This is a genomic window from Dyella sp. 01N36, from assembly GCF_056399745.1.
Map to the genome: position 1 here is coordinate 1 of NZ_JBFTRY010000119.1, position 11,046 is coordinate 11,046.

Genomic DNA, 11,046 nt, shown 5'->3' on the forward strand with positions numbered 1-11,046 from the left:
CATCGCGGATATGGAAACCGGCGATGGAACGCGCCGAACCGCGCAACTCGTCCTGCATCTCTTCGCTGGCCGGTGCAAACGCAATCACCGGACGATGCAGCCGCTCCTTGAGTTTGGACGCCACTAGTCCTACCACCCCGGCGTGCCAGCTCGGTTCGAACAAAGCCACACCTACGGCGTCGATGTCTGCCGTGCGCGACACCATCACTTCGGCCTCGGCCACCATGGTGGCCTGCAACTCGCGGCGTTCCTGATTGATGGAACTCAGCAGCTCGGCGTAACGACGCGCCTGCACCGGATCATCGGTGAGCAGGCACTCCACGCCGATGCGCATATCCTCGAGCCGGCCCGCCGCATTGAGCCGCGGGCCGATCGCATAGCCCAGATCGCTGGCACAAAGCGTCGCCGCGCTGCGCTGGCTCGCCTCCACCAGCGCCGCCACGCCCGCATGGGCACGGCCGCTGCGCACACGCCGCATACCCGCCTCCACCAGCACGCGGTTGTTGAAATCCAATGGCACCAGATCGGCCACGGTTCCCACCGCCACCAGATCGAGCAGCACGGAAAGATCCGGCTCGCTGCCCGCAGGAAACACGCCGTGCTCCCGCAGCGATGCGCGCAGCGCSAGCAGCASRTAGAACATCACGCCCACGCCCGCCAGCGCCTTGCTCGGGAACGCATCGCCATTGAGGTTGGGATTGACCATCGCATCGGCGCTGGGCAGTTGCTCACCAGGCAAATGATGATCGGTGACGATCACGCGGATGCCGCGCGCCTGCGCCGCAGCTACACCCGCCACGCTGGCCACGCCGTTGTCGRCGGTGACGATGAGTTGCGGCGTGGGCTGAAGCGATTCGACCAGCGCCGGACTCAGGCCGTAGCCATGCACGAATCGATTGGGCACCGCATAGTCCACGCGGCGCGCGCCCAGCATGCGCAGGCCTCGCACAGCGACGGCCGTGCCGGTCGCGCCATCGCAGTCATAGTCGCCGGCGATCAGAATCGTCCAATCGTCGCGTATCGCCTCCGACAGCAAGGCCACCGCCTGATCCAGGCCACCGAGCTGTTGTGGCGAAAGCAGACGCGCAAGACGATATTCGGCATCCAGCGGCGAGAGCACGCCGCGTGCGGCGAACACCTGCTGCAAGACCGGATGGACATCCACGCCCCAACCCGCCGGGCTGCCTTGAGGCTCGCGTCGACGAAGGCTGTTGCGCTTCACCGGCTGCTCCTTCGCCAGACACGCAGACGATGCCAGGGACGATGCAGCCAGCGCTCGCCGCTGGCAAAACTCAGTTGCAAGGGTTGGCGCTTGGCCAGGGCGAGCAGGCCCGGTGTCCAACGCGCAGCCAGTTCGTCTTCCGGCAGGTCCTGCAGATCCATCAAGGTGCCCGGCAACGCCGCGGCTATCGATGCCTCCGTGCGAGCCGCCACGGCAATGCCTGCCTGCGTCGCCAGCGAGCGCAACAGCAGATCATCGCCAATCACGTTGCCAAGCGAGGTATGCACGGCTTGCGGCAGCGCGCCGCCGCCCCATAGCCATACATGATTGATCGGCGGCATGCCGCGCTGGCGTCGCTCGGCGTTGAGCGGATGCTGATGCAGGATCACCTGCACCTCGGTGAGCAGGATGCGCCAGCGACGCCCTTCCACGCCTTGCGGCAGGTGGTAGTAGAGGTCCTCGCCCAACGCCTGCTCGGGAGCTGCAAAGTCCGGCAGCGCAGTATCGGCGGACAAGCGCACATGCCAGCGATCGGGCGACGAGACAATGAGCGCCATGTCGGCTTCGTCGAACAAGGGCATCAGCGGCTCGGCGAGAGCAAGCGCTTCGTCCATCGACAACTGCATCTGCCCGCAGGCCAGCAGTCGCGCACCATTGAGATCAGGTTGCACCCAGGCAGGATCGGCACACAGCCAGCGATCGCCGCCGGCGTCACCGGCAATCAGCTGGCGCGTGAGCGCCGCGGCCGGCAGCGGGTCGGGCAGCTCGAAGCGCGCGTTCAATCCAGCCATGTAGCCGCGCGCGCCGTCAGCCAGACGATCGGCCTTGCGCACGAGACCGCGCAACGGATGATCGGGCGCCAATCGCGCGAGATTCGGCAGCCAGACATCGATCGCGTGATGGGCCGAATCGCGCATGGCCAGGCTCATGCCTCCAACTGTTCGTAGAGTGCCAGCCACTCGACTTCGAGCGTTTCCTTCTCGCTGCGAAGTTCACTCTGTCGCTGCCCCAGCCGCATCATCTCGGTGGTGGAGCCGTTATAGGTTTGCGGATCGGCCAACTTCGCTTCGAGTGCCGTCAGCTCGCCTTCCAACGTGGCGATGCGCGTCTCGATCTTTTTCACGCGCTGGCGCGTGGCCTTGTCGCTGTCGCGCTCGGCGGCGGTGCGGGCGCGGCGCTCGTCCGGCGTTTCCACGCGTTCGACGGGCTTGGCGTTTTCCTTGTTCTTGGCCTTCTTGGCGGCCGAACCACGGCTGCGCAGCCACTTCGCATAGTCGTCTAGGTCGCCGTCGAACGGTTCCACCGTGCCATCGGCCACGCGCCAGAAACTGTCGCTGACCATGCCAAGCAGATGGCGATCATGCGAGACCAGCACCAGCGCACCGTCGAATTCCGCCAGCGCATCGGCCAGTGCTTCGCGCATGTCCAGATCAAGATGGTTGGTCGGTTCGTCGAGCAGCARCAGGTTKGGCTTGTCCCAGGCGATCAGCGMCAGCGCAAGACGCGCGCGCTCGCCGCCGGAGAAACCGTCGACCGATTCAAAGGCGCGATCGCCGGCGAAATTCCACGAACCAAGGAAGTCACGCAAGACCTGCGCGGCGACGCCAGGCGCCTTCTCCTGCAGATGATCGAACGGCGACGAACCTTCGTGCAGGCTTTCCACCGTGTGCTGGGCGAAGTAGCCGATCTTCAGATCCTTGTGCCCCTTGCGCTCGCCGGCCAGCGGCGTGAGTTCGCCGACCAGGGTCTTGACCAGGGTGGATTTGCCGGCGCCGTTGGSGCCCAGCAGGCCGATGCGCTSGCCCGCTTCCAGGCGGAAACGCACGTTGCGCAAAATCGTGGTGGTGGCTGCGCCGTTTTCACCCGGATAGCCGGCATCGACGTCCTCGATCTGCACCATCGAATCAGGCAGTCGCGCAGGCACGGCAAACTGGAAATGGAACGGACGCTCGGCGCGCACGGCCTCGGTGCCGGCCAGTTTCTCCAGTCGCTTCACGCGCGACTGCGCCTGCTTGGCCTTGCTCGCCTTGGCCTTGAAGCGATCCACGAACGACTGCAGGTGAGCACGCTCGGCCTGCTCGCGTTCGTGCGCGATCTGTTGCTGGCGCAGCTGCTCGGCACGCAGGCGTTCGAACGCGCTGTAGTTGCCGGTATAGAGCTTGCCGCTGCCATCGTTGAGGTGCAGCGTGTGGGTGATCACGCCGTCGAGGAATTCGCGGTCGTGCGAAATGATCAGCAAGGTGCCCTGGTAGCGGCGCAGCCATTCTTCCAGCCACAGTACCGCGTCGAGATCGAGATGGTTGGTGGGCTCATCGAGCAGCAGCAGGTCCGACGGCGCCATCAGCGCACGCGCAAGGTTAAGGCGCACGCGCCAACCGCCGGAGAATTCCTTCACCGGCGTCTCGTGGGTTTCAGCGGCAAAGCCCAGGCCATGCAGCAGGCGGCCAGCACGCGCCCGGGCGTCGTAGCCGTTCAGTTCTTCGATGCGGTGATGAGCGAGCGCCATCGCTTCGGTGTCGCCGCGCGCTTCGGCGTCGATCTCGTCGCGCAAGGCCTTGGCCAGCTCCACGTCGCCGCCCATCACGTACTCGATGGCGGGGTCGGGCAGCGACGGGGTTTCCTGGGCCACCGAGGCCATGCGGATCTTCGCAGGCAGGTCCAGGTCGCCGGCATCGGCTTCTACCTGGCCCTGCAAGGCGGCAAACAGGCTGGATTTTCCGCAGCCGTTGCGCCCGACCACACCCAGCCGCCAGCCAGTCTGGATGACCAGGTCGATATCGGAAAGCAGCAGTCGGCTGCCACGGCGGAGGGCGAAGTGACGGAACGAAATCATGAGGAGAGCTTAGAGCCTGTTCAATGCCGTGGTAGAGGCCGCACAGGCGGGCCCCCGGAGCCGGCCGGGTGCCGGCCGTAGCCGCCCATGATAGCGGGCCCTGCGCCCGGTTCCTCACAACGAATGCCCACGCCGTCGCAATCGCCGCAGATTCGCATGGCTAAGGCCCGATACTTCTGCTACAACGACGCGGCAACGCCTTGTGCGGAGAGGGGAACCGTGAACAAGTACGGAATCAGCAAGTTCAGCATCAGCCTGTCCATCGCCCTGCTGGCCACCGCCGGCATGAGTGCCCCGGTTGCCGCCAAAGCGGACAGCCTGCTCGTCAACCGCGTGCAGCAGGAAAAGGGCATGGACCTGCCCGGCCGCGGCATGAGCATGGCCGAGGTGGAGAAAAAGTACGGTGCTCCGCAGCGCAAGCTCTCGCCCCGTGGCGGCGACAGCGACAAGCATCCGGTGATCAACCGCTGGGATTACGCGAATTTCATCGTGTATTTCGAGAAGAGTCACGTGATCCACGCCGTGCTCAACACACCGGCGGGCAACAACACCAATCCAGCCTCGGTCAACTGATCGACGCCGGCATGGGCTAGACGCGGTCCGTGGCAACACGGGCCGCGTTCTCTTTTCTGCCCTGTCACACCTCATCGTTTACACTCTGCGGCCCTCGTAGTCTGCCCCGGGCAGCTRCTGCCGTCCCCGCTGCAAGAGAACTGTTGACGATGACCGACCAAAGCCTTCGCCTTCCGGCGGAATGGGAGCCGCAATCGGCCGTGTTGATCGCGTGGCCGCACGCCGGCACCGACTGGGCCGACCGCCTCGCGGATGTGGAAACCACCTATGTCGCGCTGGCCGCCGCGGTCACGCGTTTCCAGCCGTTGATCATCGTGGTGGGCGACAACCCGCTGCGCCTGCGCGTGCAGGCCTTGCTGACCGGTGAAGGCGTCGATCTGTCCAAGATCCGTTTCGTCGAGCTGCCCTACGACGACACCTGGTTGCGCGATTCCGGTCCGATCACCTTGAAGGCCGATGGCGGGCAGTATCAGCTGACCGATTTCCGCTTCACCGGCTGGGGCGGCAAGTTCGGCGCCGAGCAGGACGACGCGCTGATTGCCGGCCTCGTGCAGGAAGGCGTGTTTGGCAAGGCCATGCACAAACGCATCGACTGGGCGCTGGAAGGCGGCGGTATCGAAAGCGATGGCRAAGGCACCGTGCTCACCACCTGGCGCTGCCTGACCCAGCGCCACCCGGAACAGTCCCGCGAGCAGATGACCGAGATCCTCAGCGACAGCCTGCACGCCAGGCGCGTGCTGTGGCTGGACTACGGCTACCTCGAAGGCGACGACACCGACGCGCATATCGATACGCTGGCCCGCTTCGCGCCGGGCGAACGCATCGTGTACCAGGCCTGCGACGACAGCAGCGATCCGCACTATGACGAGCTCAAGCGCATGGGCGAAGAACTCGCCGCGCTGCGCACGCCCGCAGGCAAGCCGTACACGCTCTATCCCCTGCCCTGGGCCAAGCCGATCGTGGATGAGGGCCGTCGCCTGGCCGCCTCTTATGCGAACTACCTGATCGTCAACGATGCCGTGCTGGTGCCCGCCTATGGCGACGCCGCCGACGACGAGGCCGCGCGCATCATCGGTGAAGCCCATCCGGGCCGCGAGATCGTGCAAGTGCCTTGCCGCCCGCTGATCTGGCAGAACGGCAGCCTGCACTGCATCACCATGCAGCTGCCGACCGGCATCGTCTGAGAGCTGCTGGAAACCGGCTCGAAGCACACCATATAGATGAATTGACGTCCGCTCCGAAACGGGGCCGGGCGGCTGTATCCGCTAGACTCTGCGATCTGCTCCCCAGCAGCCTTTTCTGGAAGCCCACCGATGACCCGCAAGACCCTCAAAGTCGCCCTGCTGCAGGAAACCGACCGCGGCAGCCGCGACGCCAATCTCGACGCCATTGAGGCAGGCCTGCGCGACGCCGCAGCCAGGGGCGTGGAACTGGTGCTGCTGCAGGAACTGCACAACGGCCCGTATTTCTGCCAGCGCGAGTCGGTGGACGAATTCGACCTGGCCGAGACCATTCCGGGTCCCAGTACCGCTCGCATCGGCAAACTGGCCGAAGAGCTGAAGCTGGTGGTGGTCGCCTCGCTGTTCGAAAAGCGCGCCACCGGTCTGTACCACAACACCGCCGTGGTGTTTGACCGCTCCGCAGCCATCGCGGGCAAATACCGCAAGATGCATATCCCCGACGACCCGGCGTTCTACGAAAAGTTTTACTTCACGCCGGGCGACATCGGCTTCGAGCCGATCGACACCTCGGTGGGTCGCCTGGGCGTGCTGGTGTGCTGGGACCAGTGGTATCCGGAAGCCGCGCGCCTGATGGCGCTGGCCGGCGCCGACCTGCTGCTCTATCCCACCGCCATCGGCTGGGACCCGCAGGACGACCAGGCCGAGAAGGATCGCCAGCGCGAAGCCTGGGTCACGGTGCAACGAGGACATGCTGTTGCCAACGGCCTGCCGCTGTTGTCGTGCAACCGCACCGGCTTCGAAGCCGACAAGGCGGGCGTGGGCAACGGCATCCAGTTCTGGGGCACCAGTTTCGTCGCAGGTCCCCAGGGTGAATTCCTGGCGCAGGCCGGTACGGATGGCCGCGAACTGTTGATCGCCGATGTCGACATGGCGCGCAGCGAACACGTCCGCCGCATCTGGCCGTTCCTGCGCGATCGTCGCATCGATGCGTACGGCGATCTGCTCAAGCGTTTTCGCGACTAATACCACGGTGACGCGACCAGTCTCGCGCCTCTGCCATTCCACGCAGTCTTCGCCTGAGCCACACCGACACCACGCATGAGCCAGACCGACATCACCGATTCCCTGCCGCCCGTGCTGCGCGACCAACCGATCGAGCGCGTCACGCGCGACGGCGTGGAATACGTGGTGCTAGGCACGGCGCACGTATCGCGCACCAGCGTCGATGCAGTGGAAGCGCTGCTCGCGCATGAAACCTTCGACGCCGTCGCCGTGGAGCTTTGCGAGAGCCGCGCCCAAGGCATGCGCGATCCCGAAGCGTTCAAGCAGATGGATCTGTTCCAGGTGATCCGCCAGGGCAAGGCCGGCATGGTCGCGGCCAGCCTGGTGCTGTCCTCGTTCCAGAAGCGCCTTGCAGAGCAGTACGGCATCCAGCCCGGCGCAGAAATGAAAGCAGGCATGGACGGCGCCGATCAACGCGGCGTGCCCGTGTGGCTGGTGGATCGCGAAGTCGGCACCACGCTGCGTCGTGCCTGGCATAGCGTCGGTTTCTGGCAGCGCTTCGGCCTGATGGGCGGCCTGATTGCCAGCGTGTTCGAACGCGAGAATATCCAGGAAGCCGAAATCGAAAAACTCAAGCAAGGCGACATGCTGGAAAGCGCCTTCAGTGAGTTCGCCACCAACTCCGCGCCGCTCTATCGCGCCTTGATCGCCGAACGCGACGCGTACATGGCAGCGCGCTTGCGCGAACAAGCCGCCCAGTCGGGTTACGGCGAAGGCCGTCGTGTGCTAGTAGTGATCGGTGCCGGACACCTCAAGGGTTTGTGCGAACAGTTGCGCACCCAGCAAAGCGATCCCGCGACGGAAGCCGCCGCGCTCTCCGCAGCACCGCCCAAGTCGGTGTGGCCGAAGTGGGTGGCCCTTGGCCTGGTGTTGGCGGTGTTCATTGCCATTGGATTCGCCTTCTACCGCAGCCCATCACTGGGTGCAGCCGCCTTGCGCGACTGGGTGCTCTACACCGGCGGCTTCTCCGCCATCGGCGCCATCATTGCCGGTGCCCATCCCCTGAGCGTGCTCGCCGCATTCATTGCCGGCCCGATCAAACCCTTCCGCCCCGGCATTCCCTCCGGCGGCATCAGCGCGATGGTGGAAGCCTGGGTGCGCCGCCCGCGCGTGGCCGATTTCGAAACACTACGCGACGACATCGGCCACTGGCGCGGCTGGTGGAGCAACCGCGTCGCCCGCACCCTGCTCAACTTCTTCCTGGTGTGCCTGGGCACGATCATCGGCGAATACACCGCCGGCATTCATATCGTGAAGAGCTTGCTCTAAGCGAGCCGAAACGGCAGACCGTGTGGGAGCGCACCCTGTGCGCGACAAACCTACGGAGCGGTACACCCCAGCGTGGCTGTCGCGCACAGGGTGCGCTCCCACAGACGAGCGCCGGGCGCGGCACCCAGTTCGAATTGGGACGCTCTAAAAGCCAAAGCGAAGCGAGCCCCCGCTTTAAGTCCTCAGCGATTCGGGCGCGTTGCGCAGCGCATTGAAGTATCCCCTGTGTACCCTCGGAGGTTGTCCCCTGACGGCCCGCCTCGAGCGCTCGGGCTTATCCCAACACGATGCTGCGGGCGTTATCAGGCCATTTTCTTTGGGTTACTTTCGACGCGAAGCTAGTCCCGTGGGATCTTTTGGGCCAGCAAAAGAAAAGTGACTCGGTCGGCGGCAGCCGATCGAAACGCCCGCCGCGTAGGCGGCACCCTGGCGTCAACGCGACAATCAGAAACCGAGGCTCTGGATCCCGGCCTGCGCCGGGATCAGGAGCAAGTGATATCTGCGCCAGGATGAAGAGCGAAAGTCAGCGATGACCCAACGCCTCATCCAACACCCCCAACAACTCCTCATTCCGATCCAAACTCTGCTCCCAATACATCACCCCACCCAACCCCTTCGCCTTGACGAACGCCACCTTCGCCCGCAACGACTGCGGATCCTCATAAGTAACAAACGTCCGCGTCTTGGCATTCCACAAATACGGCGCCTGCGCCTTCGCATCCCAATGGCGCACATAGCCATTCTTGTCGATATAACTGGCCACCAGCTCCTGCCACGAAGGACTGCCCGCGTACTTGGCGTACTTCTGCTGCAAACCATCGTGCGCCGGATCGACACCTGAGAACGCGCGCCCATAGAACGCCGCACCAAGATTGAGCTTCTTCGCCGGCACACCCGCCGCAAGGAACTGCGCCACCGCCTTGTCACCCGCACGATCGTCCGCCGGAGCCATATCAGCCAGATGCAGCCCCGCGTGATGCCCGGTGGTCGGCGTCAGGCTGTTGTGGAAGTCGTAAGTCATCAGGTTGATCCAGTCGAGCGAACGCGACACGCGCTCCAGCTCGATGCCCGCCACGAACTCTCCGTCGGCGGCAGCAATCGTCAGCAAGTAATGGCGGCCATGATGCGCCGCACCCAGCTTGTCCAGGCGGGCACGCAACGCTTCCAGCAAGAGGCTGAAATTGCGCTTGTCCTCAGGGCGATGGCTGATGCCGGGGCCCGCCAGCGTCGGGTATTCCCAGTCCAGATCCACGCCATCCACATCGTATTTTTCGATGAAGGCGGCCACGCTCTCGGCCATGCGCTGGCGCGTGTCGGCGCTCAAGGCCACATCGGAGAAAAAGTCCGCGCCCCAGCCGCCTACGGAGACGATGATCTTGAGGTTGGGATTGATCTTGCGCAGACCGGTGAAGGTCGCCAGCGTCTGGCCTGCGACGGGGCTGGGAAATTGCACATCCCCTTTGACGTCCACCTTCGCAAACGCATAGTTGATGACGTCGAGCTTCTGCGCACTCACCGGCGGCAACGGCTGGGAATCGGAGACATAGCCGACGATGCGGTAATCTGCCGCAGGGGGTGCGGCCTGCGCCTGGGCCCCGCTCCAGGCGACGCCCAAGGCCATCGCCATCGTCAGCGCAGCCTTCAGGCCACGTCGTTTTCCCGCATTTTCCAGCCTTCCTTTCATGCTCGGTCCTTTGCGTGTGACGTTGCGCAGCGCGGGGGCGCGCCTGCACCTCCCCGCTACTGTGAAACCTTGCACTGATTGGAATCAGTGGCTTGCGACATGTTGTCCGTTCGTGAACGCTACGACTATACTTCCGGGACTTTCACCATGTACCAGCCGGAATCGTGGGGACGATGCTGATGACTCGACTGCAACTGCTTGGCCTGACCGTGGCCGCAGCTCTTTTCGCCACTGCCAGCGTGCATGCCGAGGGTGATAAAGCTGCCGGACGCAAGTTGATCTATACGTGCAATGGTTGTCATGGCGTACCCGGTTACGCCAACGCGTATCCGAACTATCCCGTGCCGCGCATCGCCGGCCAGAACCAGCAATACATCATCAGTGCACTGCACGAATACAAGGCCGGCGAGCGCAAGCATCCGACCATGATGGCCCAGGCGCAGAGTCTGTCCGACCAGGACATCCAGGACATCGCCGCCTACCTGTCCAGCCTCGCCAAGTAAGCCAAGGACCCGAACGCATGCATCGTGCACTCACCCTGCTTTCCTTCGGCGCCGTCCTGGCGTTCGCTTCCACCCAGCTGCTGGCTGCCGGCAATATCGAAAACGGCAAGCAGAAGGCGGCCACCTGCTTCGCCTGCCACGGCACCGACGGCAACTCGATCGATCCCCAGTACCCGCGCCTGGCCGGCCAGTACAACATGTACCTGCAGCAGGCACTCAACGAGTACAAGACCGGTCAGCGCGACAACGCCATCATGAAGGGCTTCGTGGCGCAGCTGTCGGACCAGGACATCCAGGACGTTGCCGCCTACTTCTCCAGCCTGCCGACCAAGCTCGATACGCTGCAAGGTCATATCCAGGGCGACAAGTAAGCCACACCGCAATAGTGAAAAGGCCCGCATCGCGCGGGCCTTTTTTTTGGACGTCCAGACGGCTGTTGATCAGCTTAGCGCGGACTGCCCTTCTTTCTTGCTGTAGTAGGGATTGCTGCCGCCACTATGATCGGTGGCGTCGCGCACTTCGGTGATTTCCGGCACGCGTTCTCGCAAGGTCTTTTCCACGCCGTGCTTGAGCGTGACGTCGACCATGCCGCAACCGTGGCAGCCGCCGCCGAACTGCAGGATCACCACGCCGTTGGCGTTCACTTCCAGCAGGCTCACGCGGCCGCCGTGCGAGGCGATCTTCGGATTCACTTCGGCCTCGAGCACATAGCGCACGCG

The 11,046-nt window shown here is 64.3% G+C and carries 11 protein-coding genes; 6 read left to right on the plus strand and 5 right to left on the minus strand.

Annotated elements, in window-relative coordinates:
* The 3 genes from AC1DMG_RS15655 to AC1DMG_RS15665 form a co-directional block, all read right to left on the minus strand.
* On the minus strand, positions 1–1,222 hold a 1,222-nt coding region (locus AC1DMG_RS15655; protein ID WP_477180733.1), incomplete at its 3' end, for a single-stranded-DNA-specific exonuclease RecJ.
* Positions 1,219–2,151: a phosphoglycerate mutase gene (locus AC1DMG_RS15660; protein WP_477179130.1), complete on the minus strand. Its 933-nt coding sequence runs from the start codon at positions 2,149–2,151 to the stop codon at positions 1,219–1,221. The genes AC1DMG_RS15660 and AC1DMG_RS15655, both read right to left, overlap by 4 nt.
* A complete protein-coding gene (locus AC1DMG_RS15665; protein WP_477180734.1) occupies positions 2,148–4,055 on the minus strand; it encodes an ABC-F family ATP-binding cassette domain-containing protein in 1,908 nt (635 codons plus the stop codon). The genes AC1DMG_RS15660 and AC1DMG_RS15665 overlap by 4 nt, the downstream gene beginning before the upstream one ends.
* Positions 4,056–4,289: 234 nt before the next feature.
* Between AC1DMG_RS15665 and AC1DMG_RS15670 the strand changes: the two genes are divergently transcribed.
* The 4 genes from AC1DMG_RS15670 to AC1DMG_RS15685 all read left to right on the plus strand — a co-directional run bounded on the left by AC1DMG_RS15670 (position 4,290) and on the right by AC1DMG_RS15685 (position 8,140).
* Complete coding sequence (locus tag AC1DMG_RS15670; protein ID WP_441602451.1) at positions 4,290–4,628, plus strand: hypothetical protein; 339 nt, start codon at positions 4,290–4,292, stop codon at positions 4,626–4,628.
* Positions 4,629–4,777: 149 nt separating this feature from the next.
* On the plus strand, positions 4,778–5,812 hold the full coding sequence (locus AC1DMG_RS15675) for an agmatine deiminase family protein (RefSeq protein WP_477180735.1): 1,035 nt from the start codon (positions 4,778–4,780) through the stop codon (positions 5,810–5,812).
* 129 nt (positions 5,813–5,941) lie between these two features.
* The gene (locus tag AC1DMG_RS15680; RefSeq protein ID WP_441602441.1) at positions 5,942–6,832 is read left to right on the plus strand and encodes a carbon-nitrogen hydrolase; all 891 of its coding nucleotides are present in this window, start codon (positions 5,942–5,944) and stop codon (positions 6,830–6,832) included.
* Positions 6,833–6,907: 75 nt separating this feature from the next.
* Entirely contained in the window at positions 6,908–8,140 is a 1,233-nt protein-coding gene (locus tag AC1DMG_RS15685; RefSeq protein ID WP_441602442.1) for a TraB/GumN family protein, read from the plus strand.
* A 523-nt stretch (positions 8,141–8,663) separates the two neighbouring features.
* Here AC1DMG_RS15685 and AC1DMG_RS15690 read toward each other — a convergent pair.
* Positions 8,664–9,824, minus strand: coding sequence for a glycoside hydrolase family 18 protein (locus AC1DMG_RS15690; RefSeq protein WP_477175919.1), 1,161 nt, complete (start codon positions 9,822–9,824; stop codon positions 8,664–8,666).
* 179 nt (positions 9,825–10,003) lie between these two features.
* Here AC1DMG_RS15690 and AC1DMG_RS15695 point away from each other — a divergent pair, with 179 nt between their 5' ends.
* Both AC1DMG_RS15695 and AC1DMG_RS15700 read left to right on the plus strand, forming a co-directional pair.
* Positions 10,004–10,327 (plus strand): c-type cytochrome, encoded by a 324-nt coding sequence (locus tag AC1DMG_RS15695; RefSeq protein WP_046971176.1) that lies wholly within the window; start codon positions 10,004–10,006, stop codon positions 10,325–10,327.
* 17 nt (positions 10,328–10,344) lie between these two features.
* Positions 10,345–10,698: a c-type cytochrome gene (locus tag AC1DMG_RS15700; protein WP_046971168.1), complete on the plus strand. Its 354-nt coding sequence runs from the start codon at positions 10,345–10,347 to the stop codon at positions 10,696–10,698.
* Between the two features lie 69 nt (positions 10,699–10,767).
* Here the strand turns inward: AC1DMG_RS15700 and AC1DMG_RS15705 are convergent.
* Positions 10,768–11,046, minus strand: a 279-nt coding sequence (locus tag AC1DMG_RS15705) for a NifU family protein (RefSeq protein ID WP_477180736.1), incomplete at its 5' end; no start/stop codon positions are given.

Coding starts and splice junctions, on each gene's coding strand:
- AC1DMG_RS15680 (WP_441602441.1), top strand. CDS start 5,942: ATGACCCGCAAGACCCTCAAAGTCGCCCTGCTGCAGGAAACCGACCGC.
- AC1DMG_RS15695 (WP_046971176.1), top strand. CDS start 10,004: ATGACTCGACTGCAACTGCTTGGCCTGACCGTGGCCGCAGCTCTTTTC.
- AC1DMG_RS15700 (WP_046971168.1), top strand. CDS start 10,345: ATGCATCGTGCACTCACCCTGCTTTCCTTCGGCGCCGTCCTGGCGTTC.
- AC1DMG_RS15685 (WP_441602442.1), top strand. CDS start 6,908: ATGAGCCAGACCGACATCACCGATTCCCTGCCGCCCGTGCTGCGCGAC.
- AC1DMG_RS15690 (WP_477175919.1), bottom strand. CDS start 9,824: ATGAAAGGAAGGCTGGAAAATGCGGGAAAACGACGTGGCCTGAAGGCT.
- AC1DMG_RS15660 (WP_477179130.1), bottom strand. CDS start 2,151: ATGAGCCTGGCCATGCGCGATTCGGCCCATCACGCGATCGATGTCTGG.